The sequence below is a fragment of the Nocardia sp. NPDC005998 genome (assembly GCF_040614395.1).
Classification (GTDB): Bacteria; Actinomycetota; Actinomycetes; order Mycobacteriales; family Mycobacteriaceae; genus Nocardia.
Window position 1 is genome coordinate 39,574 of sequence record NZ_JBEXUI010000044.1, and the last position, 26,498, is coordinate 66,071.

Genomic DNA, 26,498 nt, shown 5'->3' on the forward strand with positions numbered 1-26,498 from the left:
ACCTTTCTGTGGACTGGAATCTCAGCGCCTTCGTGTTGGTGTCACCTCGGGCTCAAATGCTCGTATCCAGGGCTCATGCGCCGTGGTTGATCATGACGTGTTTGGTCCGGGAGAAGTCGTCGAGCGCGTAGAGCGAGAGGTCGCGCCCGTAGCCCGATCCCTTGAACCCACCCCACGGCACCTCGCATGCGAACACGAGGTGCGAGTTGACCCAGACGGTGCCGAAGTCGAGCCGCTTGGGCACGTCGAGGGAGAGGCCCGCGTCCCGGGTCCATACCGACGCCGCGAGTCCGTACGGTGTCTCGTTGGCCCTGGCAACCGCCTCGTCGGTGGTGCTGAACGATTCGACCGTGACGACGGGGCCGAAGATTTCCTGCTGGGTAATCGGCGCCCCGGCCGGCACGTCGCTGAACACGGTCGGTTCGATGAAGTAGCCGGGGCCGTCCAGGACCGCGCCGCCGATGGCCGCGTGCAGGCCGGCCGCCCTCGCCTCGGCAAGCGAGTCCCGTACGCGCTCGAAGTGTGGGCGGGAAACCATAGGACCGATTTCGACGTCGTCCCCGGCGGCCGGCGCGCCGACTACCAGCCTGCCGACTTCCCGAACCAGGAGTTCGGTGAACTCTTCCGCCACCGATTCGTGCACCAGCACCCGGCAGGCTGCACCGCAGTCCTGGCCCGCATTCCAGAATCCGGCGTTACGCACTCCGGCCGCGGCCGCACCGAGGTCGGCGTCGGCGAAGACGACAACGGGTGCTTTGCCACCGAGTTCGAGGTGGACGCGTTTGACCGAACGTGAGGCAGTTTCTGCGACTGCCTGGCCGCTGAGAACACTTCCCGTCACCGCGACAAGTGCGATGTCGGGGTGTTCGGCCAGGCGCTGTCCCACTGTGCGGCCTCGGCCGGTCACGATATTGACGATCCCGTCGGGGATGTGTCCGGCGACGAGCTCGACCAGCTTCAGTATCGACAGCGGGGTCTGTTCGGATGGCTTGAGCACCACGCTGTTTCCGGCGGCCAGAATGGGGGCGATCTTCCATGCGGCCATCAGCAGCGGATAGTTCCAGGGCGTGATCACCCCGACCACTCCAACCGGTTCGCGGAGAATGACCGAGGTGTGTCCTCGCGCGTAGTCTCCACCGGCCAGCGAAGTCATCGTCCGCCCCGCCCCCGCCATGAACCGGAAGGTGTCGATGGTGTTGGAGATATCGTCTTCGGCGACGCTGCGGGGCTTGCCGGTATTCGTGGACTCGAGCAGTGCGAGTTCTTCGCGGTTGGCTTCTACGATGTCCGCGATCCGAGAGAGCACCTCGGATCGTTCTTTCGGTGTGGTGCAGCCCCACGATTTCTGCGCCTCGACGGCCGCCGCCACGGCCGAATCGACATCCTGGACGGTTCCTGCTGGGACGGATGCGAGGACATTTTCCGTGGTCGGATCGAGGACGTCGATGACCTCGGTGGACGAGCTCGGGACAAACGATCCGCCGATGAAGTGGCGCGCGGGCGGCACGTCAGCGACCGGGATCTGACCTGGAGCGGGACGCCGAACGGTGAATTGCCCAATTTCAGTTGATGCCATGATCATTCGCCTGTACTTTCTGCGCCCGGTCCGGCGCCTGTAGGTAGGTTCTTCGTTTCGGTCACGCAGCGGTGGGGTGGTTCATGCGGGTGAAGCCGTGTCGTGGGTTCCCTACCACTGCTCCACCGCCGAGGCGACAGGTGCGGCGGAACGATTGCTGCGGCGCGCAAAAGCCGTGGCTGTGAAGTAGTAAAGCGGTGAGACGACAGCCAATCCGACGATGAACGAGATATCTGTGTTGCCGAGCATCTTGGCGATCGGTCCGATGAAGTCGGTTCCGATGATCATGAACGGGAGTTGTACAGCGACACCGACGAGGTAGCAGCCGACCGCAGGCCAGTTGACCCGGCCGTAGCGACCGCCGTCGCGCTTGTAAAAGTCCTCGACGACGTAGTCCCCATGCCGGACCAGGTAGTAGTCGACCAGATTCACGGCGGTCCACGGGACGAGCGAACCCAGCAGCAGAACCAGGAAGCTGTTGTAGGTGGCGACGAAGTCGCTGCCCGCGGTGAGTGCGACGCTCACGGCCAGCGCGCATAGTCCGGTGGCGATCAAAGCACGTTCGCGGCCGCGTGGATTGAAGCGCGGCAAGATCGTCTGCACAATCGTGATCGTGCTCAGCGTGCCGCAGTACAGGTTCATCGCGTTCGTAGCGGCGACTCCGATGCTGAAGACCACAACCACCACGACGCTGATCCCTGCGGTGGCCTGGGTCAGGGCGATAACCGGGTCGGTGTCGGGGAGCAGCAATCCGACGCCTGCCCCGAGGAACATCGGCAAAATCGAGCCGATGCTGGTGCCCCAGTAGCTCATCCAGAATGCCGGCCGCGAGCCCGTCTTTGCCGGCAGGTAGCGCGAATAGTCGGAAACATATGGGGCATAGGCGATCTGCCATACCGCACACGCCCCGAAGGTACTCAGGAAGCCGGCCAGCGTCGCGGTGCCCGTGCTGAAGAAGTCAGTGGGCACAGGGTGGACAATGAACGCCCAGACGAACGCCATCAGCAGAACCAGCCCCGACGCCCACGTCATGATGCGCGCATAGGCGTGGATCAGGGTGTAACCCCAGATGGTCGCGCAGACGCTGATCGCCGCGAGCACCACGATGCCGGCCTTACCGTTCAGGAAGGGTAAGGCTGATGCAAGGGATTCCCCGCCGAAGACAAGTATCGAGATGAAGAACCCGAGGTACATGAAGACGACGACTGCGACGATGAGAATCGATCCCAGCGAACCGAATTGGCCCTTGGTCTGCACCATCTGTGGAACACCCAGCCGCGGCCCCTGAGCAGAGTGCAGCGCCATGAAGATCGCACCGAAGAGGTTTCCTGCGATGACCGCCAGCGCGGCCGACCAGGCGGGCTGCCCGAAGAGGGTCGTCGACAACGCCCCGGTGACGACCGCCAGGATCATGATGTTGGTTCCGAACCAGATCGTGAACATGTCCCGGTTGCGCCCGTGGCGCTGGTCGTGCGGGATCGGTTGGATGGTGGCCGATTCGATCGTGGAGACAGATTCTTCACGCCCGCTGTGATTTTCACTCACTGCTGTTCCCTTTCGCTGGACCCGGGGCAGGTTTGGAGATTGTGGTGACGGGCTTGATCAGCGGATGACGAAGCCGCGCTCGACAACGTCGGCGAGAAGATCGACGTAGGAGTCCATGTCCTCGCGGGCCGGACGCGGTGCCGCGGCATAGGGCATGGCGGCCTTCACGGCGGGACTGAGGAAGTACGCGCCCGCCGTCAGCACCGTCAGCGCCTCGAACTGGTCGGGCCGGTGCGCCGCGAGCTCATCGAGAGCGGCTTCGGGGTCTTTGCCGGTGCACGAGGTAACCGCGGCGGCGAATGCTTCTGCGATATCAGGCCGGTAGCCGAGAACCTGGTCGAGCAACGCGTCGGGTACTCCGGCGGCGCTCGCCGAGGGCATGGAGCCGGACGCGGGAATCAGTGTGTCGGCGAGAAGCGCGAAGGTGCGGCGCTGGTCGGAGTCGAGCATCATCTTGTCCTTAGAACGCGGTCTGGATGCTGTGGCGGGTGTCGGCGAGGTGCCGCATCGAGCGCAGGGCAATCGCCATGATGGTCGCGGTCGGGTTCACACCCGTGGAGGTGACGAAGACGCTGCCGTCGATGATGAACAAGTTGGGTACGTCGTGTGCCCGACCCCACTGATCGACGACCGAGGTGGCGGGGTCGGTGCCCATGGTGGCCGTCCCGAGCAGATGCCAGGCGCTGTGGCGTACCACTGGGATCGAGTGGACTTCGACAGCCCCGGCGGCCTGATGCGCCTCGATCGCCCGCTCCACGTTGAATTTGAGCATTCGCTCACAGTTCTCACCGATGGTGTAGCGGATTTTCGCGGCCGGGATCCCGTCGGAGTCTGTGACGTCTGGGTCGAGCACGACAGCGTTGTGCTCGTCGGGCAGGTCTTCGGTGGTGATCCCCCATTCGGTGTAGCGCCCGAACGTGCGCTCGAGGCGGCTGTGGAAGGCGGGTCCGAAACCCCCACGCCAGTCCTGCCCCCGCTCCCACAGGGTGTGGGCGAGCGGGCCACCGGTCGGCATCAGGTTCCACTTCGCTCCCCGCACGAAACCGCGGTCGGTGTCGGTCTCGTAGAACTGCATCGACTGCAGCGCCTGTCCTGCCGGGCCGAGCCAGGTTTCGAGCTCTTCGTCGTAGGCGCCGTATACCGAGGCGTACGGGTGCGTCATCAGACGCTTGCCCACCAGCCCGGAGGAGTTGGCGAGGCCGTTGGGGAAGAGCGACGAGGTCGAGTTCAGTAGCAGGCGCGGTGTGCCTACACCGTTCGCGGCCATCACGGTCACTCGGGCCGCCTGGTGTTGCAGGTTCCCGTCGCGGTCGATGTACTCGGCGCCGGTGACAAGGCCGCGGTCGTTCACGGTGAGCTGGCTGACCCGGGCACCGGTGATCAGCACCGCACCCAGCGCGATCGCGTCACGCCAGTGTGTGAGGTCGGTGCTGGCCTTGGCTCCGGTCGGGCATCCGGATTCACACGCGCCGTAGCGCAGACAGGCCGGGCGGTTCTTGAAGTTGCGCGACGCGATGGCATTCGGTGCCGGCCACCAGTGCCAGCCCAGCTTGTCCATCCCTTTGGCCGCGACTACACCGTATTTGCCGATCGGCAGCGGCGGCAGCGGAAAGGTGTGCGGATCCGGATAGGCGGGGTCGCCTTCCAGCCCGGACGCGCCGATATGGTGGGTGACCTCGTCGTAGAACGGTCGCAGATCCGCATAGGTGAATGGCCAGTCCTTGGCCACGCCGTCGAGCGTCTTGACCCGGAAGTCCGACGGCATCGCGCGAACCCAGTGCCCGGAGAACATGATCGTGCTGCCGCCGACGCCGTTGAACATCAGCGGTTCGACCGGGCTCTCGGTGGCGTCGACCGGATAGTCGGCCGGGTTCTGGCGCACATTCGGGCTGGAGTTCCACTGCTTCAGGCGGGTGAGCTCCCAGGACGGTTTGTCGCCGGTGAAGTCGTCGGGCAGGTTCCAGTCTCCCTGCTCGAGACACACGACCTTCAGGCCTCTGCTGGCCAACTCGAGTGCTGCCACGCCGCCAGCTGCTCCGGCGCCCACGATGAGGACGTCGACTCCTTCGGCGGTGTCGTAGTCGATGTGCTGTGTGTTCATCGGCTGTGCTCCTGGTCAGCTCAGGCCCAGCCGAAGCCGGTCGCGCCCATGGGTCCTTCCCCGGATCGGGGTGTCACGAGCAATGATGCGTGGGTCACACTTCGCCGGCTAGCGTCGATCCGCAACAAACCGGCGAACCTGTCTTGTGCATACGCACAACGAGACGAAATGCGCAATTAACGCGACTTCGTGGCACGGGCCACCGCGGTGCCCCTTCGCCCCTCGACCCAACCGGCGGGCCAGGTGTGGGGCCGCGGATCGACCCCCGAAACACCGCCGGCGGACCTTCCCGCTCTCGAAGACACGCTCACAATTCCGCTGTTCGGCAGCGAAGACCACCCGGGGTTGGTCAGTGGCGATCCATGAACACCAGAGTGCGCGCCGCGAACGCATGGGGTCGCGGTGGATCGCTGCAGTCCAGGGCGAAATGGCTGGTGCGCGCGCCCATCCGGCTCTACCGAGCCGGGCTCGGATTCCTTTTCGGCACGCGGATTCTGATGGTGCAACACATCGGGCGCACATCCGGCGATCGCCGATTCGCCGTACTCGAAGTCGTCGATCGGCCCGCGCCGGGCGAGTTCGTCATCGTCTCGAGGTTCGGCACGAAAGCCCAGTGGTATCGCAATATCCAGGTACATCCACACGACCGGATCTCCTGAGTGGCTGCACTGACAATCTCTGCTGGTGGCCGCAGTCGCCCCACGCGGTCGCCGACGGTGAAGGCAGGGAGGGGGTCGCGGCTCAGAGTACTCCGACGACAGTGAGCACGGCGGGCAGGGTTGCGGTGGCAAGGATGGTTTGCACACCGGTGATGGAGGCCATGAGCCGTGAGTCGCCGCCCATCCGGGTGGCGAGAATGTAGGCGGAGGGCGCGGTCGGCAGGGCGCAGATGATGACGACGCTCGCCAGAGCGGCGCCGGTGACACCCACCGTGTGCGCGATCGCGCCAGCGGCCAGCGGCAACGCCACCAGTTTCAGCATCGAGGCCATCCCGATGTCGAGCGCGTCGCGTAGCCGGAATTGCAGGGTAATCGCCGCGCCCGCGGCCAGCGTCCCGGACAGCAGCGCCGGAGAGGCGAGCATGTCGACCGGCGCGGCCGCCACCACCGGAAGACCGATACCCAGCAGGTTGAGCGCCAGGCCACCGACGCAACCCAGGATGAGCGGGTTGGCGGCCAGTTCCCGCCAGGGCCCGCCCCGGTGCGCCGGTGACTCCTCGTTGCCGTAGATCGACAGCGTGGTCACCGAGATGACGTTCACCAGCGGAACCACCACCGCAGCAGCGATCGCGAATGTCGCCACCCCGTCCGCGCCGTGCAGCGCCGAGGCGAACACCAGCCCGATGTAGGTGTTGATGCGGATGCTGCCCTGCACCAGCGACGTCAGTTGCGGACCGTCGGCCCGCAGCACCCTTCGCAGCGCGATCACCAGCAGTCCGGTGCCGAGGATCGGGACAGCGAGCCCCAGAGCCAGCAGGCCGAGCGAGACCGACGTCAGGTCGGTGCGCGCGATGGAGCCGACGAACAGCGCCGGGGTGAAGACCCAGTAGCTCATCCACTCCAGGCCACGCCAGAATCCGGGATCGGTCACTGCCCAGCGGCGCAGGACCGCGCCGAGTACGAGAACGAGGACGACGGGAACGATCGCGGTGGTCACTAGATACACACCGTCCACCCTGATGTAATGGCTCTATGCAGTTCAACCATGACAATATGACGGGGGTCTACCTGGCCGCCGACATCGTCAACCTGCGTGCGAGGACGGACTGGTCGCTCGATGCCCTGGAGGCGGTGCTCCGGCACCACGACATCCGGCGGCCGGAGCTGTCGCCCGCCGCGGTCATCGCGCTGCGCCGCTGGGCGGTCCGGCTGCGAGCCGTCTTCGCGGCACCCGACGTCGAGACGCGCTGCCACGCGATCAACGGACTGCTCGTCGACGGCGCCGCGGGCGTCTACCTGACCACGCACAACGGATTGCGTCCGCACCTGCACTTCACCCCGGACGAGGACGATGTGGTCGGCCGGATCATGTCGGTTACCTCGGGGAGCCTCGCCATCTTCACGGTCGAGGCCGAGGGCAATCGGCTCGGCGCCTGCGGGCGATCGGGATGCCTACGCGTGTTCGTCGACACGAGCCGCAACGGTCGCCGCGCCTACTGCTCGACCCGCTGCAGCAATGCCGACGCCGTGGACCGGCACCGCCGTCGAGCCCGCCACAGCACAAGGCACCCAGCTCCCGCTGAATAATGCTCTAAGACGGTACAACACTGACATTCCCAGGCCACCGCTCCGGTATTGACCAGACGCACTGCCTGGACCATCGCCCACAGCTCGAGACGTCGAGCGGGGCCATCGCCTTCGCCGCAGCAACAGCGAAACGGCGGCGGCGCGCCCATCGTTGATGGGGGCGGCGCCGTAGATGCCAGCGACCCATGCGAACACATCGCTCGCCCAGTCGTCGAATCTGATGCACCACATGAGATTTCCAGTACTCGAAGTACTGGGGCACTCCGCACTTCCACACGGCTATGGGCAGGTGCAGACTTGTGGTGTGGAGGTATGTGAGACCACCACCGTCGCGCTGACCGCAGCGCCCCTGCCGCGGTCTCTGCGCCAGGCCCAGGCGTCGATGTCGCAGCGGCTGACGTGACCGTGCACGCCGGCGGGCCTGAGCCCGAGCCGCGCCGCCTGCTGAACGGCGTCTCGGACGTACGTGCGTTCTTTCACACCAACGCCGTACCGCTGTACTTCATCTCGCCGACCCCGTTCAACCTATTAGGCATCGACCGCTGGGTACGGAACTTCTTCTACCTGACGTACTTCGACTCTTTCGAGGGCGCACATCCGCGCGTGTTCGTGCCCCGGCGGCGCGACCGCAGGGATTTCGGGGGCATGGAGGACGTGTGCAACCACCTCCTGTGCGATCCCGAGACACTCGAGTTCATCGCGCACCGAGGGCCCGGTGGCAAGGCCTGCTTTGTGATGCTCGACGAGGAGACCCAGGCCCTCGCGCACAAGGCGGGGCTCGAGGTCATGCACCCGTCGGCGGCGCTACGCCATCGGCTGGGCTCCAAGATCGTCATGACGCGCCTGGCCGAGGAGGCGGGCGTGCCGAGCGTGCCCAACGTGATCGGACGGGTCGGCTCCTACGATGAACTGCTGACGCTCGCGAAGAGCGCTGGGCTGGGAGATGACCTCGTCGTCGAGGCCGCTTATGGCGACGCCGGCACGGAGACGTTCTTTCTGCGCGGTCAACGCGACTGGGACCATTACGCCGGTGACCTGGTCGAGCAGGAAGTCAAAGTCATGAAGCGCATCCGCAATGTCGAGGTGTGTCTCGAGGGCACCGTGACCCGGCACGGCACCGTGGTCGGCACCGCGATGACGAGTCTCGTCGGTTACCCAGAGCTGACTCCGTACAAGGGCGGCTGGTGCGGCAATGACATCTGGCGCGGGGTGCTGCCGCCCGAACAGACGCACGCCGTGCGAGAGATGGTGCGAAAGCTGGGCGATGTCCTGCGCCGCGAGGGGTACTGCGGCTACTTCGAGGTGGATCTCTTGCACGACCTGGACTCGGACGAGTTCTACCTCGGCGAGGTGAACCCGCGCGTGAGCGGGGTAAGCACGATGACGAACTTGACCACCGAGGCCTACGCCGATATGCCGCTGTTCCTTTTCCACCTGCTCGAGTACATGGACGTGGACTACGAGCTCGACGTCGAGGAGATCAACGCGCGCTGGGAGCGGGGCTATGGCGAAGACGAGGTCTGGGGTCAGCTGATGATCACGGAGACCTCGCCGGATCTCGAGCTCTTGACCGCGGCCCCACGCACAGGTGTGTGGCACCTCGACGACGACGGGCGCATCTCCTTTGCGCGCTGGGGCAACGACTGGGACTCGCTGGTCGACGAGTCCGAGGCCTTCTACATGCGCGTCGCGGCGCCTGGCGACTTACGTTGCAAGGGCGCCCAACTCGGCGTGCTCGTCACCCGCGGGCACCTGCAGACCAACGATTACCAGCTCACCGAGCACGCCCGGCGCTGGATCGAAGGCATCGAGGCGCAGTTCGCCTCAACACCCCTGGCGTCGGGTGCGGCGGCCACGCCGATCGTCTCGCGGCTCGTTGCACGAGCGTGAGCAGCGAGCTGCTCGACAAACCCGGCATCGAACGCGAGCGCCTGATCCAGGAGTTCCTGATGCCCGTGACGATCACCGTCACGGTGCGCCGCGCACTGCGACGCTCGGGCACAAGGGACCGATCAACGAATGTCGCGCAGTTGCCGGCGGGAGGTGATGCCGAGTTTGCGGAAGATGTTGCGGAGGTGGGCTTCCACGGTGCGCGGGCTGAGGAACAGGGTGGCCGCGATCTCCTTGGACGTGGCGCCGTCGGCGGCCAGGCGCGCGATGTGCACTTCCTGCATGGTGAGTGCGTCGGATGCCTGCGCGGTGCGGCGGCGGGCGTGTTCGCCGGTGGCGCGGAGCTCACCCGCGGCCCGGGCGGCGAAGGCCTCCGCGCCGAAGTCGGACAGCAACTCGTGGGCATGGCGCAATTCGGTCCGGGCGTCGCGGCGGCGTCCCTTGCGGCGCAACCACTCGCCGTACACCAGGTGGGCGCGACCGGACCAGATCCGCATCGGGCATGAGTCCAGCAGCGCGACGGCTTCCTGGTGGGCGTCCTCGTCCTCGTACAGCATGGCTCGCGCCCAGGCTTCGACGCCTTGTCCCCACGACTGCTCGCCAGCGCGTTCGGTCAGTGCCGCGAGCGCGGACCGGGCCACCGCCGCCTCGCCACAGTGCACCGCCGCCTCCACCAGTTCGGGCAGCGTCTGGCCGGCCAGGCCCAGATCGCCCGTCGCGACGGCCTCTTCGGCGGCCTGCAGCGCCGTGGGATAGTCGGCGAGGCCGTTGTGCAGGACCGCGGTGGCGTGCTGCACGCTGAGAGTCAGATGCGGTCCCACCGAGGCGAACAGCACTTCGGCGTCGGCGCGGCGGCCGCGCAGCGCGGCCAGGTGGATGCGCGGGTAGACCAGCGGAGCGGCGGAGGTGGCCTCGGCGATCGCCTCCTCCTCGGAGATCAGCTCCTGGGCCGCGCCGAAATCGCCGGCGTGCACGGCGACGGTGGCGAGCATGGCCAGCCCGATCCGCAGCGTGTGGAGCGAACCCGAACTGCGGCCGGATACGGCGGTCCGCGAGGCGATAGCACGTATCGCGTCGGGATCCCACAGTTCGAGGGCGAGCAGATAGCCGAGTGTGGGCCAACGACTCCAGACCTCGTCGCGATGGTTCGAGACGAGCGGGCGCAGCAGCTTCGTGGCGGCCGCGTGCCCCTCGGTGGTCAAGGCCACCATGCCGTCGAGGACGATATCGGCACTGCCGGGCCGCGCCGGGGCGCGCGGCGCGGCCGCCGCGGCCGCGATCACGCTGTCGAGGCCGCCGGTCAGCACGGCCGTCTCGATTGCGTCCACATAGCAGGCGCGGGCACGATCCGGTTCGTGCACAGCCAATTTCGCTGCGGCGCGGAGCAGGCGGACGGTGGGACGGTCGTCACCCCGGAAGCGAGCGAAGGAGATTCGGCCGCGCAGCAGGTCGATGCGGGGATCGTCGGGAGCGAGGGTCGACAGCAGCTCGTCGGCGGCCTCGAAATCCCCCGCGGACAGCTTGGCCTCGGCCGCCGCCAGCACCCGTTCGGCCCGCAGTGCCGGATCGAATGTCAGTGCGGCCGAACGTTCCAGGAAGGCCGCCGCGGCCGCCACCCCGCCGCGAGCCTGCGCGCGCGCTGCCGAACGAGCCAGGGCGTCGGCCACGTCTTCGTCGGGGCCGACGCTGGCCTGGGCACGATGCCAGGCCACGCGGTCCGGATCGGCGATCGGATCGCTCACCCGCGCGAGTGCACCGTGCGCCCGCCGCCGCTCGCGATCGGTCGCGGCCCGGTAGACCGCGGAGCGGGCCAAGGGATGTACGAAGCGGATCCGGGTGCCGAATTCGACCAGTGGCACCTCGTCGTCGGCGGTTGTCTCGATGCCGAGCAGCTCCGCCGCCCGCCACAGCAGGCACGGATCGCCGACGGGTTCGGCGGCGGCGACGGTCAGCAGCAGCCGGACCCGGTCGGGCAGCACCTCCAGACGGGCGCGATAGCTCCGTTCCGCCGCCGCCGGGGCGGGCAGATCGAAATCTCCAGTGAGACCGGCCAATTCGGTGGTTCCGGGCAGTTCCAACAGGGCCAGCGGGTTGCCACGCGCCTCGGCTAGAATGCGGTCGCGGACCCGATCGTCCAGCGGACCGCGCAGCGCGCGAGCCAGCAGGGCACGGGCCGCGGTATCGCTGAGCCGCGGTATCGCCAACCGCGGCAACAGATTCAGATCACCCGCATCGTCGCGCGCGGCGAAGACCATCGCCACCCGTTCGGCATCCACGCGCCGGGCCACGAAGGCCAGTGCATGGGCCGAGGCGCGGTCCAGCCACTGCGCGTCGTCGACGAGACACAGCACCGGCCCGTCGTATTCGAGCAGCAGCCCGAGCGTCGCCGCACCAACCAGGAACGGGTCGGGAGTTCCGACCTCCATACCGAACGCGATGCGCAACGCCCTGGCCTGCGCGGGCGGCAGCCCGTCCAGATGCGCCAGGGCCGCCGCGCACAGCTGATGCAGCGCCGAATACGGCAGTTCCGTCTCGAATTCGGCGCCGCAGGCCCGCATGATCACGAAATCGGCGGCCGCTGCACCGAGGTCGGCCAGCAAGGCGCTCTTGCCGATGCCCGGCTCGCCGTGGACCAGCAGGGCACCGCCCCGCGACCGCCTCGCCTGGTCCAGAAATGCACGCAGCCGCGCCGTCTCATCCCGGCGCCCGATCAACGAATCCATACACGGTGCATCATGCCGGACAAATCGGTCGGCGGCACGACGGAGTAGGTAGACGGAGTAGGTAGGAATCACCGACGCGAGCGAACCGCGGCGCGCACCAGGCTGACGGGCATGAGAACACGATGGCTGCCACTGGCGGTGCTGGCTACCGCGCAGTTCCTCGTGGTGCTCAGCACCTCCATCGTGAACGTCTCCCTGCCGCAGATCCGCAGCGGTCTTGGCGCATCGGCGACCGGCCTGTCGTGGGTGGTCAATGCCTATGTGCTGGCGTTCGGAGCGCTATTGCTGCCGGGCGGGCGCTTCGGCGACGCCTACGGTCTGCGCCGCGTATTCCTCGTCGGTGCGGGCATTTTCGCGGCTTCCGCAGCGGCCGCGGCGATCGCGCCCGACATTGCCGCCCTGATCGCGGCCCGATCGGTGCAGGGGCTCGGCGCGGCGCTCATGGCACCGACGGCGCTGGCCCTGGTACTCACGCTGTACCGCGATTCCCGGGACAGTGGCGTGGCGTTGGGGGTTTGGGGTGCGGTATCCGGTGCGGGCGGCGCCGCGGGTGTATTGCTGGGCGGACTGCTCACCGATCGCTTCGGCTGGCGGTCGGTCTTCTTGTTGGTCGTTCCCGTCGCATTGGCCGTTCTGCTGACGACGTGGCGGTTGGTCGAGCCGAGGCCCGCGGTCGGTGGGCGACCGGATGTTCCGAGTGTGGTCACCGCCACCGTCGGGCTCGTCGCCCTCACCTACGGGCTGTCGGGCCACTGGACGGCGCTGGCCGCGGGACTGATCCTGTTGGTGGCCTTCGCCTTTCGGCAGCGGCGCGTGGCCGACCCGCTGCTGCCGCCGCGGATGGCGCCGGTCGCGTGGCCCAACGTCGCGATGGCGCTGCTCGGCGCCGTCTGGCTGGGATTGTTCTACTACCTGCCGCTGTATCAGCAGCACACCCTCGGCTACACGCCGTTACGCGCCGGGCTGACCCAGCTTCCGCTGGCGCTGATGATCACCGTCTCCTCCTGGGTGGCGGGCCGGCTTCCGAGCCGCGCCACGCTGCCGGTCGGCCTGCTCATGCTTGCAACCGGTCTGGCCTGGCTGGCCCGGACGCCATCCGTTGCAAGCTTTCTCATCGATCTGCTCGGTCCCACCCTGCTCATCGGGGCCGGAATGGGCGTGGCCTTCGTCCGGATCACCGCGTTGGCCTCCGCCGGAGTTCCGGCCACCGACAGCGGGCTGGCGGGCGGCCTGGTGAATGCGAGCCGCCAGCTCGGCGGCGCCGCCGGCCTGTCCTTCCTGACCGTCCTGCCCACCTTCGGCGCGGTCTTCCTGACCTGTGCCGCCATCACCGTGCTCACCCTCATCACCGTCACCGGAAAGGCGATATCGATATGGCACAACCACCCAGGCCCTATGTCACCGGGCACTACGCACCGACCCCCGACGAGCTCACCGCATTCGAGCTGACCGTCCACGGAACACTGCCCGACGACCTGGACGGCCGTTACTTCCGCAATGGTCACAATCCCAAACCGGGTGTGACACCGACCCATTGGTTCCGCGGTGCGGGGATGCTGCACGGTATCCGGCTGTCCGGCGGGCGCGCGCAATGGTACCGCAATCGCTGGGTCAAGACGCCCTATTTGGACGGGGTTCCGTTCACGGGCACCGAACTCGAGGTCAGCGCCGCCGCGACCAATATCATCTTCCACGGCGGACGCTATCTGGCGCTGCAGGAGGCCAACCTGCCCTGGGAAGTCACCGGCGAACTGGACACGGTCGGCGTCTACGACTTCGGCGGGAAGCTGACCAGTTCGATGACCGCGCATCCCAAGGTGGATCCGGTCACGGGAGAGCTGCACTTCTTCTCCTACAGCCCGTTCCCGCCCTATCTGATCTACTACATCGCGGACGCGTCCGGCGAGATCATCCGGGCGACCACGATCGACGGTGCAGGGCCCTCGCTCATGCACGATTTCGCGATCACCCGTGAGCATGCCGTATTCCTGCATTCCCCGGTCGTCTTCGATCCCGCCGAGCACTCCGGAATCCCCTACCGCTGGCACGACGACGCGCCGTTCCGGATCGGCGTGCTGCCCAGGCACGGCTCGGGAGAGATCAGCTGGTTCGACATCGACAGCCAGGCGGCCATCCTGCACGTCGCCAACTCCTATGTCGACGACCGTGGACGCGTCGTGCTCGAATGCCCGCGCTTCGACCGCTCGGCCTGGGAAACCTCCTGGAAATGGTGGATCGCCGCCCCGGGCTACCCCGACACCCCCGGCGTCGGCACCACGCTCCATCGCTGGATTCTCGACCCCGCCACCGGCACCGCGACCGAGGAGGCGCTGGACGATCTGGTCGTCGAATTCCCCGCCATCAACGACGATCTGACCGGAGCACCGAATCGCTACAGCTACGCGGTCGCTTTCCCGGGAGCCGGACTGACCGGCTATCACACAGTCAAATTCGACACCCGGACCGGCGAGCGACAGCTGTTCGCGCACGGACCGGCACGTATGCCCGGCGAGGCCGTCTTCGCGCCCGCCGCCGGGGCGACCCGCGAGGACGACGGCTATCTGCTCACCGTCGTCAGCGATATCGAGGCCGACGCGTCCCAGTTGCTCATCCTCGACGCCTCGGATCTGTCCGAGCCGATTGCCACCGTCGATCTCCCGCAGCGAGTGCCCGCCGGCATCCACGGGCACTGGATCCCGGCCCAGAGCTGAAACCACCGCTCGACCAAGGATTTTCGTCATGGAATCAACGACCGGCAGCACTGTCGGGCAGCTGTTCTCCAGCTGGCTCACCATCTGGAACGGCGACTACAGCCCCGCCGACGACATCATCGCCCCCAACTTCACTGTGCATGCCGCGCTGCTCGACGGTGGTGACGGCAGTGCGGTGCGAGGCCCGCAGGGATTGGTCGCGTGGATCGCACAGACTCGGGCCGCCTTCTCCGAGTTGGTGTTTCAGGTGGAGGTGGGTCCGATCGTGGACGGTGACCGCTGCGCGGTCCGGTGGATCGCCACCGGAACCTACGGCGGCGGGTTCCCCGGCGCGACGGCAACGGTAGGTGCCGCGATCCGTTTCGCGGGCACCGACGTGCTGCGCGTCGAGGACGGCAAGTTCGCGGAGTACTGGATCAACTCCGATATCCACGTGCTGCTGGCCCAGCTCGGCGTCTCTACCTGAACTACTCCAGCCAGCTCCTTCGCTGGTAGCAACGATCCGGTTCCTCGTCCTCCTCGGGTGCACGCCGTCGCGGATTCGGCGTGGGAAGTGGTCATTCGAGGGTGTCGCGTCGCGCTTGGACCGGAGAGTTGTTCTCCAACGGGCCGTGTCAGCGACGGATCTGTGCGCCTCGGCTAGGGCCTGTGTCGAAGTGAGTTGAGCGGTGGTACCGCTGCTGAGCTGCTCCCCGGAAGTTGGACTGAGAAAATCAGTTCCGATCTCCGGGGAGCATTCTTATGTGTGCGGAAAGTTCGTTGTCCGAGCGATCGGCCCACACCGCTTGTGCACTCCGCACCGCAGACCCGGGCCCCCGACACGGCTGATGGCGCCTCCGGGCATAGCGATGCCGTGCTTCGCGGACATCAGCACAATGCAGATGCTCCAGAAGTATTGGGGCGCTCAGCTTCTGCGCCGACCGTTTGCTCCTTGCGGGATCCAGGGGATCACGGTGCCGCGTCGGGTTGCGACTCGGCCGCGATCGACCTCGCTGTCAGGCGGTACTGCGATATGGCTCAGGACAGTGCGTCCGGCCGCCGGCCGCCAAACAGCACCCCGCACATAAATGGGATTCAGGTTCCATTAGTCGTGCACTTCTGATACCGTCGGACATCTTAATGGAACTCGTGACCCGTTAGCCTGGCGAGGCTCTCGGATTGCGACCAATCACGAAGTCGAGGGATCGAGATGGTGCAGAAATCGCTGAGCGTTGCTGGGGTGCTGGCAGCCGTCGCGGCGGTGGCGGCGGCGACTCTGTCGGCATGCGGCGCCGACCACGGCGGCTCGATATCGAACGGTATGGAGCAGTCATGGTCAGCGGCCTGGTCGGCGGCGATGCAGCGGCCATCGGCCGGATTCGGCCCGAACTGGTCCGAAGAGGGATTCTCTGGACAGACCATCCGTCAGGTGGTGCGAGTCACCAACGGTGGCGGCAACGCGAGGATCCGCTTATCCAACCGGTTCGGTGCGAGCCCACTCGAAGTAACCGGCGCGACCATCGCCCTTGCCGCCAACGGTGCGGCGACCCGGCCGGATTCGCTGCGGCCGTTGACGTTCGACTCATCCGAGCATGTCGTTATTCCTGCCGGTGCAGAAGTAGCAAGTGATGCAGCGGAATTGCGAGTAGCGCCGCTCGAGTCGGTAACGGTGACACTCTATTTCGCAGGCACCACCGGCCCTGCCACTTTCCACTCACAGGCGTGGACCGACACATACCGCTCGGCCGGAGATCACGTGACCGATACAGGCGCGACAGCTTTCGGCGAGCACACGAAATCCTGGTATTACCTGACCGATGTCGAGATGTCGGATGGTCCGGTCCGGCGAGACACCGTCGTAGCGCTCGGCGATTCGATCACCGATGGTTTCGCCTCGACCGCAGGTGCCAACCGCCGCTATACGGACGCACTCGCCGACCGACTGGCGCTCGCGGGCAAGCAGCGCGCCGTGCTGAACGAGGGCATCGGCGGGAACCTGGTGGTCAACGATTCCGCTTGGTACGGAGACCGTGCCGCTGCTCGGTTCGAGCGCGATGCCCTCGACAAACCAGGAGTGCGCAGCGTGATCGTCCTCGAAGGTGTCAACGACATCGGGTTCAGTGAGACCGATCAGCCAACGTACAAACCCAGCGCGGACGTCTCCGCCGATCAAGTCATCGCCGGATACCGTGCGCTGATCAAGAAGGCTCATGAACGCGGCATCAAGGTCGTCGGCGCGACGATGCTGCCATTCGGTGACTCGGACCACTACTCCACCCGGTCGGCCGCAAAGCGCCACGCAATCAACGATTGGATCCGCAATTCCGGTGCGTTCGACGGAGTCGCGGATTTCGCCACGGCGATTGCCGATTCGGTCGACACGGAGAAGATCGCTCCGATCTACGACAGCGGCGACCATCTACACCCGAACGACGCGGGGTACCACGCCATGGCCGCGGCAGTCGATATCGACAGGTTGTGATGCCCTTGCGCCCGTATCCGTTGCGGGCATCGTCCAGCACGGCCGAGGCGACGTGCGTCAAGGCCATGCTGATGGTCGAGGGCACCGACAGAAAGGCCTGTTCCCCTGTCGCTGCGGATATCGGGCCAAGTCGTCGAAGTCGATCAATTCTGAAGGGGGACAGGTCCGTTCGTATTCGCTCCCACCGCTCCGTCGAGGAGTTCTACGTGAAAGTTCCTACCGAGGTTGCCAAACGGCTGGATGTGACGTTCCCTGACCGTTTCTGGAAGATTGCCGAGAATTGTCCAATCGGATCCCGCATCGTTGAGCGGCGGATCGCAACTACTCCGTCCGGCAGTAGTTCGGCGTCGTGACCATGTCGCAACATATCTGGATTTTGTGTGACAAATCCCTGCTTATCAGTGTTGGAGAGCGGGTCTGCCAAGCTGACGCGTACTTGTTCGACGACCCGGTCGCATGACCCGATTCCGGGTAAACTCCGATTTGCCCGGTGATGTCCGACGGCGAACGCGATGGAGTGACGATGAACATTTCCGATGGCGTGGTGGACATGATTACCTGGACGGCCGACGCGACCACAGCTGCGGCCGGGGCCGTGAGCGGCGCCGCCGTCAATGGCGTGATCGGCGGCGTGCAGGGTGTCGCGGCCGGTGTGAAGAACGGGCTGAGCAGCGGTAGCCACTCAGCACCGGCGGCCGCGCTGACCGTCGCGGCGATCGGCGCCACGGGTTTGGTGGACTGGCCTGTGCTGCTGACCGTCGGAGGCGCCGCACTGGTGGTCCGGCAGATCGGTCAGCGGTCGAGCAGGCGCTCGTCGCCCGACGGCGGCGGTCGTCCCGCACACCGCGAGCCGCACTCGCAACAGGACCGAGCGCCCCGCCGAGGCGACAAAGGTGGTACCCCAGCCCACAAGGGTGGTACCCCCGCGCAGAAGGCGGTGGCCCGGCCGCGACGCGCGCCGAGTACGCGTTAGCCGTCGCCGATGGACCTGAGCCGATTGATACGGACCTCCGGGTCACTGCCCCTACGCGCTCTCAATACGGGTGTGCGGTCCGCTGCGGTCGTCACCGCGGTGGGCGTGGACCTCGTGACCTTGCCGGTGCGCACGATGCCCGCGGGCCGGGTGGTCGAGGCGATTACCGCTGTCACGTCGGAATTGCTCGGCGGTCAGCAGGCCCGGCGCCGTTGGCGCGGCGAGGAACGATGCTGGATCGAAGTGCGTGGCCTCTCCGAGCGCGAGCCGGACCACGATGCGGGCCCGGCGGTACTCGCCGCCCTGCGCGCGCATCCTGAGGTGATCTCGGCGACGCTCAACTACCCGCTATCGCGCGTTATCGCAGAGGTGGGCGACACGGCGTCCGTGGACGAGCTGTGTGACGTAGTGGCCGCTGCCGAAAGTCGGCACCCCGGATTCGCTCACACACCGATCGACCTGCCCGCTGACGGCATCGTGCTCGCTGGCAACTTGGTCTCGGCGGCGGTGAATGCCGTCGGGCTGAGCGTCGCGCTGGCCGGGCGGGTGGTCGGTTTGGGGCGGCTACCGACGGGGCTCAACGCCGTTGTCGCGCTCATCGACTACCAGCCTCGGCTGCGTCGCGCCGTCGAACAGCGCCTCGGCACCAACGCCGCTGATATCGCGATCGCGCTTGCCATGGCCGCCGCAAACACCGTCACCCAAGAACCGGCATCACTGGGCGTCGACATGTTCATCCACCTCGCGAAAGCCGCCGAGACGCGCGCCGCGGCCACCATCTGGCAACGCCGCGAACCCGGGCTGGCGCCGCACGCAACGTGTGTCGACGGCGTCCGGTCCGATGATCGACCGGAGCCGCTGCCACCGGGGCCCGTTGAGCGCCACGGAAACCGCAGCGGACTGGCGCAGGCGGCCGCCGCACCGGCGGCCGGCATTCTCACCGCCGACCTCACCACCGCCGCCACCGCCGTCATGGTCGCCGCGCCCAAAGCGGCCCGCACCAGCCGCGAGTCGTTCGCCGCAACATTCGCGCGCGGCCTGGCCGACCGGCACGGCATGCTGCCCTTGCGGCCCCAGGCGTTCCGGCGCCTCGACCGGATCGATGCCGTGGTGCTCGACCCTCGGGCATTGTGCTGCGACGAACTGCGGGTTGTGCGCATCCGCGATGTGCCCGAGCACGAACGGGTGGTGGTCTGGCAGTGGGCGCAGGACCAATTGGCCTGCGGCGCATTACAACCCGGGTTGCAGCCGGTGACACGGTCGGTGTCCGGCAATGGCAGGCGCAGCACAGTGCTGGTGCGCTACGCCCATCATCCATTGGCGTCGGCGGTGCTCGGCGAAGTGCGCCGCAGCGGCGCCGCGCTGGTGTCGGTCGACGTCGACACGCTGGGCGACCTGCGCTCGTCCTTCGACGACCTCGATCCGATGAACGGGACCATCGACGCGGCGCTCGCCCACACGGTGCACCGGTTGCAGCGGGAGGGCCGCACGGTCGCGATGGTGTCGAGTGCCGCAGCACAGGCACTGGCCGACGCCGACGTCTCGATCGGTATCACCGCGCACAGTCCGCCGTCGTGGCATGCCGACGTGCTCGTCGACGACCTGGACAGCGTGTGGCGGATCGTGCACGCGCTGCCCGCCGCACGTCGAGCCAGTGAACGCGGTGTCGAAATCGCGACCGGCGCTTCGCTTTTGGGTGCGCTGCTGATGATTCCCGGGGTGCGGGGCCGCGGCTCGGGTCCGGTCACGGCAGGGGCCGCCGCCGGCACATGGACGGGATACCGGCTCGCCCGCGCAGCGCTCGCGGCGCCACCGCCGCCTGCCGCGAGCGTGCACGAGTGGCATGCCATGTCCGTCGAGCAGGTGCATCGCATGCTGCCGCCGCCGCAACCCTCCCGAGCGCCAAAGGAGTCTCGGCTGGCGGCCGCCGCCCGCCCTGCGCAGTCGGTCATCGATCCGGTGCGCCGGGCAGTAGGGGATTTCGCCGGCGCGATGCGCGACGAGCTGTCCGACCCGTTGATCCCGGTGCTGGCGGTGGGATCGGCCGCCAGCGCGGTGCTGGGATCCCCCGTCGACGCGATCCTGGTCGGGTCGGTACTCGCCGGTAACGCGGCCTTGGCGGCGACCCAGCGGATTCGGGCCGAACGGCTGCTGCGGCGACTGCTCGCCACGCAGGACCCACCGGCCCGCAAGCTGGTTGGCGCCGATCGCTACGCGACGGTCCATGCCGCCGACCTGAGCCCCGGAGACATCATCGAGGTGCGACCCGGTGAAGTGGTGCCCGCCGACGCGCGGCTCACCCACGCACCCGATGTGGAAGTCGACGAGTCGTCATTGACCGGGGAGTCGCTGCCGGTAGCCAAGCAAGTCGAGGCCACACCAGCAGCACCCGTCGCCGAGCGGGCCTGCATACTCTTCGCCGCCACGACCGTGGTCGCGGGCACCGCGACCGCGATCGTGACCGGCGTCGGTGAGCAGACGCAGGCGCGCCGAACCGCCGCGACTCCGCCCGCGGACAGTTCGGCAGCCGGCCTGCAGGCCCAGCTCAAGGATCTGACGAACAAGGCGTGGCCACTCAGCCTTGCCGGCGGGGGCGTGGTCACCGCGCTCGGGTTGCTGTGGCACACCGGTCTGCGGCAGGCCGTCCGTGGCGGTGTGGCCGTCAGCGTGGCCGCTGTTCCGGAGGGGCTGCCGCTGGTCGCGACGCTGGCTCAGCAGGCGTCGGCGCGGCGGCTGACCCGCGCGGGCGCGCTGGTGCGCAGTCCGCGATCGGTCGAGGCGCTCGGCCGTGTCGACGTGGTGTGCTTCGACAAGACGGGAACGCTCAGCGAGAACCGGCTGCGGGTGACGACGATATTCGCCGCGAACGGATTGTCCGACGACGATGTGCTCATCCACGCCGTCCGGGCCACGCCGCTCGCCAACGGCGAGCCGCACGAACATGCCACCGATCGCGCGGTCGCCGAGGCCGGGCGGCACCTCGACCGCGGCGGGTCGGCGGTGCATCTGCCGTTCCGGTCGGGTCGCCCGTTCTCGGCATCCGTGGGCGGCGAGATGTTGTCGATCAAGGGTGCGCCGGAGGTGGTGCTCGCCGCGTGCGCGGACGCCGACGAGGAGGTGCAGCGGCAGGTGCGCAAGATGGCCGCCGAGGGGCTGCGGGTGATTGCCGTAGCCACACGGGGGCTTTCGGCATCGCAGGCGCGATCGGTACGTGACGATGCCGACGTCTTCGCCGATTTATGCGGCGACGGACTGCGGTTCGCCGGATTGCTTGGACTGTCGGACACACCGCGCGCGGACGCGAACGAAGTGCTGGCCGAGTTGGCCGACAGGGGTATCGGGGTGCGTCTGATCACCGGTGACCACCCCGTGACGGCCGCTGCGGTCGCTGCCGCGGTAGGCCTGCCTGTCGACGACGATCAGGTGATCAGCGGTCCCGAATGGGAGGCGTTGCCCCGGCGCGATCAGGAACGGGCGGTGCAGAGCCGGCGGGTGTTTGCACGAATGTCACCCGAAAACAAGGTGCAGATCGTCGAGACAATTCAGCGACTGGGTCACGTATGCGCCATGGTCGGCGACGGCGCCAACGACGCGGCGGCCATCCGCACCGCAACCGTCGGCATCGGCGTGGCCGCGCACGGCAGCGACCCGGCCCGCATTGCGGCGGACGTCATGCTGCTCGACGGGCGGATCCGCTCGCTGCTGGACGCCCTCGACGAAGGCAGGCAACTGTGGCGGCGCGTGCAGGCGGCAGTGGCCGTGCTGCTCGGCGGCAACGCGGGCGAGGTGGCTTTCGCGATCGCGGGCACCGCGTTCACCGGCCGAACACCGCTGAATACCCGCCAATTGCTGCTGGTCAACATCCTCACCGATGCGCTGCCGGCCGCAGCTCTTGCCATCAGCCCGCCCAGTGCCGCGCTGCGTCATACCGGTCGGGGCCCCGACCGAGCCGCATTGTGGCGGACGGTGGCGGTGCGCGGTGCGACGACCGCCTCCGCCGCGACGGCCGCATGGGTATTGGCACGATTGACGGGCCGGCGGCGGCGAGCGTCGACGGTCGCACTGGTGGCGTTGGTCGCGACGCAATTGGGGCAGACGCTCATCGACTCGCGCAGCCCGCTGGTGGTCTGCACCGCGGCCGGCTCACTGTTGGCACTCGGCGCGCTGATCAGCACACCGGGAGTGAGTCAACTGCTCGGCAGCACGCCGCTGGGGCCGATCGGTTGGTCGCAGGCGTTGTCGACGGCCGCCGTCGCGACCGCCGTCGCTGCCGTCGCTCCGCGTCTGTTCGCCGCGCAGGATCGACAGCGGGATGATCAGTCGACGATCTCGATGACTCCAAAGCGCCACAGCACCGCGTACAACTCGCGCAACGGCACGGTCAGCACCTGCGTCAGCGCACCCGCCAACGGATCCGAGCCGGCTCCTACACCATTTGTCATCACGCCAGACACGGTGCGGAAGTCAATCGTCGAACTCTCGAACACATCATGACCGGGAGGCAACAGATGGCCGAAAAATCGGCTACGAGCCACCGAAACGCCGTCGATCGGGTGGTGGCCGCGCACAGTTTCGCGGTGGACCTGCCGGTGGTAGGTCGGGTGCGCATCCCTCCGCCCGAGCATTTGGCATATTACGGTGCACTCGGCGCGCTGGCCGTGGCAGAAATCATCGAATGGCCCGTCGCGCTGGTCCTCGCGACCGGTCATTGGCTGGTGGAGAATCAGCACAATCGCCTCGCACACGAGGTCGGCGAAGCCCTCGAAGAGGCTTGACCGAATGGCGGGCCGCTGTCCAGCCCCACGACGCCAGACCAGCGGGCCGCCACACTCCCCCATCAGCGTCACCCGCGACATCTGCCAGCCACGAGGGTGGGGGCCATGGGTTTGACGTTCATGGTGTATTCGGGGGTTGAGGAGCATCCGGGAGAAAAGTCACGGTAAGCGGACGGGTTGAATCTGGTTGTTGTGCTGGTGATTTCATGTCGGCGTGATTGACGATGGTGTGCCCGGTTACGGGGGGATCGGTGTGTTGTCGCGGGTGGAGTTGGAGCGGTTCTTCTATCTGGATGATGAGGATCGGCGGTTGATCGCGGCACGTCGCCGGGATTACAACCGGGTCGGGTTCGCGGTCCAGGTCGTGACGGTCCGCGACCTGGGGATGTTCCTGGCCGATCCGCTGGATGTACCGGCGGAGCTGGTGGAGGCTTCCAACGCGTCGCCGATCTCGGTGTCCGACACCGACGCCAGCGCCCGGCTCGACGGGAGCGCGCCGTCGATGCGGTCGGCGGTCTTGACGATGGCGATGCCGTAGGCACGGCGGGTGTTCGGCGAGCGGACCGTGTCCAGGAACTCTTCCGCCGATGCCCGCACCGTGCGGGGCGCGGCCGTCCGGATCCGGCGCACGGTTCCCGCCATCGGCTGGCCTCCTCACCGCTTGCCCCGGATAACGGGGTCGCTTCATGTAGCACGGCCGTCGGGATCGCCCCGGGTCGTTCTTCCTCTTGCCCCGGATAACAGCCCATTATCCGGGGCAACGAAGGCACTCGGGCAAAGCTGTCGAATACGCGATATGCGTCCACTCCGCCGGTACATGGGCAGCTGCCACTGGCTATTTCACCGGGGCCTCGTCGGTGGGTAGTGCGCTAGGTCGCCCGCGCCTCATCGACCGAGGTCACCGGCCATGCTGCCTGTCGACGCCATTCCGAACTGTTAGCGGTTGCCCACGTCAGTGCTCTCATGAGCGGGCTGGTTATCGGCCCCGGAATGGGGGGTGGCCTCAGTCGCGAAGCGGCTGCCTCCTCGACCGTCGGCCGGCTCCTGCGCCAGACCCGTCGGCTTCCCGACAGGACGCAAGGCGAATGCCAGCACAGCTGCGCCGAAGAGTGCAATGAGCATGATCCAGCCCGCGCCAACGTGCATGGCATGGATAAACGCATTATCGGCAGCCTGCGCAAGAGTGGGCCGGTGAATCGCGGTGGCGACATGCCTGGCCTGTTCGGCGGAAACCCGCGCCTGGTCCTGCACCTGCTCGGGTACATCGCTCAGCGAGGGTTCGATCGCGCGCCGATACACGATCGACATGATCGTGCCGCCTACCGCGATCCCGATCACGCTGCCGGTCTGTCGCGCAGTGTGGGTGACGGCCGACCCGGCACCTGCCCGTTCCAACGGCAGGATGCTGATCAGTGCTCCCGTCACTGGCATCATCATGCCGACCGAAAGACCCTGGACCAACAACATGATCTCGATCCAGACGAGGGGGGTCTGCAGTCCGAGCAATCCGACCGCGCCCATGGATAGCGCCGCCACGGTTAGCGCTGGTACGGCGACAGGGCGTAGCGACCAGCGGCGAACCAGACGCGCGCCAAGGGGCGCACCCACGACCGCGCCGACTGCGGTCGAGACATTGGCCAAGCCTGCCTTCATCGGCGAGAAGCCAAGTGCACCCTGCAGATAAAACGCGTTATAAAAAGTTATGGCAGCCACAGAAAAGAAGAGCAATGCCATGGCCGCGTTCCCGCCACCGAATACCCGTTGCGCGAGCAGTCGGGGATCGAAACTGGGCGCCTTGATTCGCAGTTCGACGAGTGCGAAAGCTACCAACAAGGCCAGTCCGGCGCCGATCGGCGCCCAGACATCCGGACGGCTCCAGTTGACCACCTGCCCCGCACGGATCAGCCCGTAGGCCAACGCGGCGAGTCCGCTGATCGAGAGCAACATCCCAGCCGGGTCCAGCGGCCGCACGGTGGGACTGCGGAAATTAGGAACCAGCATGGCGATCCCGGCCAACGCCAGCACCGCAACCGGGACGTTGACGAGGAAGGCCGAGCCCCACCAAAACTGGCCGAGAAGGAGCCCCGCCAACACCGGGCCCGCAGCCATTCCGACACCGGCGGCGGTCGAGGAAATGGTGATCGCGGTTGCCCGCGCGGGGCCGGTGAAGGTCCACAAAAGGATGGCAAAATTGGCAGGCATGATCAGCGCGGCGCCTATTCCCATCGCGGCTCGGGCGGCAATTAGTTGGCTTGGGTCACTTGCGTACGCTGCCCATATCGAGGCCCCTGCGAAGATCACCATTCCAGTTGTGAGCACAGTCCGGTGACCGAAGCTATCGCCCAGTGCGCCTGCGGTGAACATCAAGGTGGCGAAGACCAGAGTGTATGCGCCTGTGGCCCATTGAAGCTCGGCCGGGCTGGCACCCAGTCCGCTGACCGGGTCCGCAAGAGTTTCCAAGGCGACACTGAGGATGGTGTTGTCCAGCCAGATCACCAGCTGGGAGAACATGAGAACAGCAAGGATCAAATGCTGCCTGAACTTCGGCAACGTTGGGGACGCGGTCATGAACACCCTTGGATTCGATCGGAGAGAACCTGACGACTGGACCGTAAACAATCATCACGCCCCAATCAATTACTGAGATATTTATCCAATCAATTGCATCTGGACGAATTCCATGCCCTGTGACGTATTTGCATCCCAGCAGATTTTATGACCTATGACGGATTGCATCTCAACGGATCTTATGCCCTTGAACTCATTTGCATATGAGCGGTTTTTATGCCCTATGGCGGACTTTTTGAGGTTTCGGTGGGTCTCGACGGAGCAATAACCAATACGCCACAGCCCCCCGATGATGAACGCACGCAACTCGGCATTATCGGATTTCGATGACAGGCGCTCTGGGCACTGGGCGAGGTCAGAAGAGGGTGTCGCGCACCCGCAGCGGTCGGTACCCGGTCGGCCCGAGCTGGGCGAGTTCGGCATCGACGTCGACCTCGATCGCGCCGAAGAAGTTGATGTTCTCGCTGTGCGCGGGCGAGATATGGGCGAGTACCTCGTCATCGATGCGCCGCCCGCTGCGGCGCATCTGCTCGACCGCGAGCCCGTAATACTCTGTGGTCCAGGCGATTACCGCGTTCGTGGCCAGTGTGAGGCACCAGGCTTGTTCGGTTTGGGCCTCCAGGTGCCGGGCCCGGATCATGCCCTCGTGGGCGTAGAGCAGATCGCGGCGCAGGGCATGCAAGGATTCGCCCTTGTTGAGCTGGCGGGTGATCTTGCGTCGGTAGTCCGGGGCGGAGAGGTATTTCGCGGCGTAGATGGTGCGCCGGAGTGCCCCGTACTCCTCGAGCGCGGCGGCCAGGGTGTTCTGCCGCCCGGAGGCCAACAGCTTGCCGACTAGGCCGTGTTTCGAAAGTCGGGTCACCGTAGCCACAGGTCGATGGCGGCGATGTGGACGGTAGCCAGGAAGCGGACGGCGAGTTTGTCGTATC

At 66.8% G+C, this 26,498-nt stretch carries 20 protein-coding genes and 1 pseudogene; 12 read left to right on the top strand and 9 right to left on the bottom strand.

Annotated features, from left to right (window positions below):
* Nucleotides 1-73 precede the first annotated feature (73 nt).
* The 4 genes from ABZ293_RS36155 to ABZ293_RS36170 all read right to left on the bottom strand — a co-directional run bounded on the left by ABZ293_RS36155 (nt 74) and on the right by ABZ293_RS36170 (nt 5,222).
* Nucleotides 74-1,576 carry an aldehyde dehydrogenase family protein gene (locus ABZ293_RS36155; RefSeq protein ID WP_355188206.1) on the bottom strand — a complete coding sequence of 501 codons (1,503 nt, stop codon included), beginning with the start codon at nt 1,574-1,576 and terminating at the stop codon, nt 74-76.
* Between the two features lie 111 nt (nt 1,577-1,687).
* A complete protein-coding gene (locus tag ABZ293_RS36160; RefSeq protein ID WP_355188208.1) occupies nt 1,688-3,121 on the bottom strand; it encodes a cytosine permease in 1,434 nt (477 codons plus the stop codon).
* A gap of 57 nt (nt 3,122-3,178) precedes the next feature.
* A complete protein-coding gene (locus tag ABZ293_RS36165; protein ID WP_355188210.1) occupies nt 3,179-3,571 on the bottom strand; it encodes a hypothetical protein in 393 nt (130 codons plus the stop codon).
* Between the two features lie 10 nt (nt 3,572-3,581).
* Nucleotides 3,582-5,222, bottom strand: coding sequence for a GMC family oxidoreductase (locus tag ABZ293_RS36170; protein ID WP_355188212.1), 1,641 nt, complete (start codon nt 5,220-5,222; stop codon nt 3,582-3,584).
* Nucleotides 5,223-5,584: 362 nt separating this feature from the next.
* On the opposite strand from ABZ293_RS36170, the gene ABZ293_RS36175 reads away from it, so the two are divergent.
* Nucleotides 5,585-5,881, top strand: coding sequence for a nitroreductase/quinone reductase family protein (locus tag ABZ293_RS36175; protein WP_355188214.1), 297 nt, complete (start codon nt 5,585-5,587; stop codon nt 5,879-5,881).
* Between the two features lie 82 nt (nt 5,882-5,963).
* Here ABZ293_RS36175 and ABZ293_RS36180 read toward each other — a convergent pair whose 3' ends face one another.
* On the bottom strand, nt 5,964-6,878 hold the full coding sequence (locus ABZ293_RS36180) for an AEC family transporter (protein ID WP_355188216.1): 915 nt from the start codon (nt 6,876-6,878) through the stop codon (nt 5,964-5,966).
* Between the two features lie 35 nt (nt 6,879-6,913).
* Between ABZ293_RS36180 and ABZ293_RS36185 the strand changes: the two genes are divergently transcribed.
* The 3 genes from ABZ293_RS36185 (at nt 6,914) to ABZ293_RS36195 (ending at nt 9,358) form a co-directional block, all read left to right on the top strand.
* On the top strand, nt 6,914-7,468 hold the full coding sequence (locus ABZ293_RS36185; protein ID WP_355188218.1) for a CGNR zinc finger domain-containing protein: 555 nt from the start codon (nt 6,914-6,916) through the stop codon (nt 7,466-7,468).
* Between the two features lie 229 nt (nt 7,469-7,697).
* A complete protein-coding gene (locus ABZ293_RS36190) occupies nt 7,698-7,871 on the top strand; it encodes a hypothetical protein (RefSeq protein ID WP_355188220.1) in 174 nt (57 codons plus the stop codon).
* A gap of 2 nt (nt 7,872-7,873) precedes the next feature.
* Nucleotides 7,874-9,358, top strand: a complete 1,485-nt coding sequence (locus ABZ293_RS36195; protein WP_355188242.1) for a biotin carboxylase — start codon at nt 7,874-7,876, stop codon at nt 9,356-9,358.
* A gap of 122 nt (nt 9,359-9,480) precedes the next feature.
* Here the strand turns inward: ABZ293_RS36195 and ABZ293_RS36200 are convergent, their stop codons facing one another.
* A complete protein-coding gene (locus tag ABZ293_RS36200) occupies nt 9,481-12,081 on the bottom strand; it encodes an AAA family ATPase (RefSeq protein ID WP_355188222.1) in 2,601 nt (866 codons plus the stop codon).
* 111 nt (nt 12,082-12,192) lie between these two features.
* On the opposite strand from ABZ293_RS36200, the gene ABZ293_RS36205 reads away from it, so the two are divergent.
* From ABZ293_RS36205 to ABZ293_RS36230, 6 genes and pseudogenes are all read left to right on the top strand, one after another.
* Nucleotides 12,193-13,530 (top strand): MFS transporter, encoded by a 1,338-nt coding sequence (locus tag ABZ293_RS36205; RefSeq protein WP_355188224.1) that lies wholly within the window; start codon nt 12,193-12,195, stop codon nt 13,528-13,530.
* Nucleotides 13,455-14,792, top strand: coding sequence for a carotenoid oxygenase family protein (locus tag ABZ293_RS36210; RefSeq protein ID WP_355188226.1), 1,338 nt, complete (start codon nt 13,455-13,457; stop codon nt 14,790-14,792). Before ABZ293_RS36205 ends, ABZ293_RS36210 begins: the two co-directional genes overlap by 76 nt.
* A gap of 28 nt (nt 14,793-14,820) precedes the next feature.
* A complete protein-coding gene (locus ABZ293_RS36215) occupies nt 14,821-15,258 on the top strand; it encodes an ester cyclase (protein WP_355188228.1) in 438 nt (145 codons plus the stop codon).
* Nucleotides 15,259-15,981: 723 nt separating this feature from the next.
* Entirely contained in the window at nt 15,982-17,253 is a 1,272-nt protein-coding gene (locus ABZ293_RS36220) for an SGNH/GDSL hydrolase family protein (protein WP_355188230.1), read from the top strand.
* A 523-nt stretch (nt 17,254-17,776) separates the two neighbouring features.
* The gene (locus ABZ293_RS36225) at nt 17,777-18,226 is read left to right on the top strand and encodes a hypothetical protein (RefSeq protein WP_355188232.1); all 450 of its coding nucleotides are present in this window, start codon (nt 17,777-17,779) and stop codon (nt 18,224-18,226) included.
* 1,992 nt (nt 18,227-20,218) lie between these two features.
* A pseudogene (locus ABZ293_RS36230) lies at nt 20,219-22,489 on the top strand (cation-translocating P-type ATPase); the annotation flags it as partial.
* A 53-nt stretch (nt 22,490-22,542) separates the two neighbouring features.
* Here the strand turns inward: ABZ293_RS36230 and ABZ293_RS36235 are convergent.
* Nucleotides 22,543-22,851, bottom strand: coding sequence for an Rv1535 domain-containing protein (locus ABZ293_RS36235; protein WP_355188244.1), 309 nt, complete (start codon nt 22,849-22,851; stop codon nt 22,543-22,545).
* Here ABZ293_RS36235 and ABZ293_RS36240 point away from each other — a divergent pair.
* Together ABZ293_RS36240 and ABZ293_RS36245 are read left to right on the top strand one after the other, a co-directional pair.
* A complete protein-coding gene (locus ABZ293_RS36240) occupies nt 22,735-23,001 on the top strand; it encodes a hypothetical protein (RefSeq protein ID WP_355188234.1) in 267 nt (88 codons plus the stop codon). The genes ABZ293_RS36235 and ABZ293_RS36240 overlap by 117 nt on opposite strands.
* Before the next feature lie 214 nt (nt 23,002-23,215).
* Complete coding sequence (locus tag ABZ293_RS36245) at nt 23,216-23,539, top strand: DUF4158 domain-containing protein (protein WP_355188236.1); 324 nt, start codon at nt 23,216-23,218, stop codon at nt 23,537-23,539.
* Between the two features lie 398 nt (nt 23,540-23,937).
* On the opposite strand, the gene ABZ293_RS36250 is transcribed toward ABZ293_RS36245, so the two are convergent.
* A complete protein-coding gene (locus ABZ293_RS36250; protein WP_355188246.1) occupies nt 23,938-25,569 on the bottom strand; it encodes an MFS transporter in 1,632 nt (543 codons plus the stop codon).
* A 355-nt stretch (nt 25,570-25,924) separates the two neighbouring features.
* Nucleotides 25,925-26,498: Tn3 family transposase (locus ABZ293_RS36255; RefSeq protein ID WP_355188238.1), on the bottom strand; the 574-nt coding region annotated here is incomplete at its 5' end.

What these genes read in the sequence shown, in the direction of transcription:
- ABZ293_RS36155 (WP_355188206.1), bottom strand. Translation starts at nt 1,576, where the DNA reads ATGGCATCAACTGAAATTGGGCAATTCACCGTTCGGCGTCCCGCTCCA.
- ABZ293_RS36165 (WP_355188210.1), bottom strand. Translation starts at nt 3,571, where the DNA reads ATGCTCGACTCCGACCAGCGCCGCACCTTCGCGCTTCTCGCCGACACA.
- ABZ293_RS36170 (WP_355188212.1), bottom strand. Translation starts at nt 5,222, where the DNA reads ATGAACACACAGCACATCGACTACGACACCGCCGAAGGAGTCGACGTC.
- ABZ293_RS36175 (WP_355188214.1), top strand. Translation starts at nt 5,585, where the DNA reads ATGAACACCAGAGTGCGCGCCGCGAACGCATGGGGTCGCGGTGGATCG.
- ABZ293_RS36185 (WP_355188218.1), top strand. Translation starts at nt 6,914, where the DNA reads ATGCAGTTCAACCATGACAATATGACGGGGGTCTACCTGGCCGCCGAC.
- ABZ293_RS36190 (WP_355188220.1), top strand. Translation starts at nt 7,698, where the DNA reads ATGAGATTTCCAGTACTCGAAGTACTGGGGCACTCCGCACTTCCACAC.
- ABZ293_RS36200 (WP_355188222.1), bottom strand. Translation starts at nt 12,081, where the DNA reads ATGGATTCGTTGATCGGGCGCCGGGATGAGACGGCGCGGCTGCGTGCA.
- ABZ293_RS36205 (WP_355188224.1), top strand. Translation starts at nt 12,193, where the DNA reads ATGAGAACACGATGGCTGCCACTGGCGGTGCTGGCTACCGCGCAGTTC.
- ABZ293_RS36210 (WP_355188226.1), top strand. Translation starts at nt 13,455, where the DNA reads ATGGCACAACCACCCAGGCCCTATGTCACCGGGCACTACGCACCGACC.
- ABZ293_RS36215 (WP_355188228.1), top strand. Translation starts at nt 14,821, where the DNA reads ATGGAATCAACGACCGGCAGCACTGTCGGGCAGCTGTTCTCCAGCTGG.
- ABZ293_RS36220 (WP_355188230.1), top strand. Translation starts at nt 15,982, where the DNA reads ATGGTGCAGAAATCGCTGAGCGTTGCTGGGGTGCTGGCAGCCGTCGCG.
- ABZ293_RS36225 (WP_355188232.1), top strand. Translation starts at nt 17,777, where the DNA reads ATGAACATTTCCGATGGCGTGGTGGACATGATTACCTGGACGGCCGAC.
- ABZ293_RS36240 (WP_355188234.1), top strand. Translation starts at nt 22,735, where the DNA reads ATGGCCGAAAAATCGGCTACGAGCCACCGAAACGCCGTCGATCGGGTG.
- ABZ293_RS36235 (WP_355188244.1), bottom strand. Translation starts at nt 22,851, where the DNA reads ATGCTCGGGCGGAGGGATGCGCACCCGACCTACCACCGGCAGGTCCAC.
- ABZ293_RS36250 (WP_355188246.1), bottom strand. Translation starts at nt 25,569, where the DNA reads ATGACCGCGTCCCCAACGTTGCCGAAGTTCAGGCAGCATTTGATCCTT.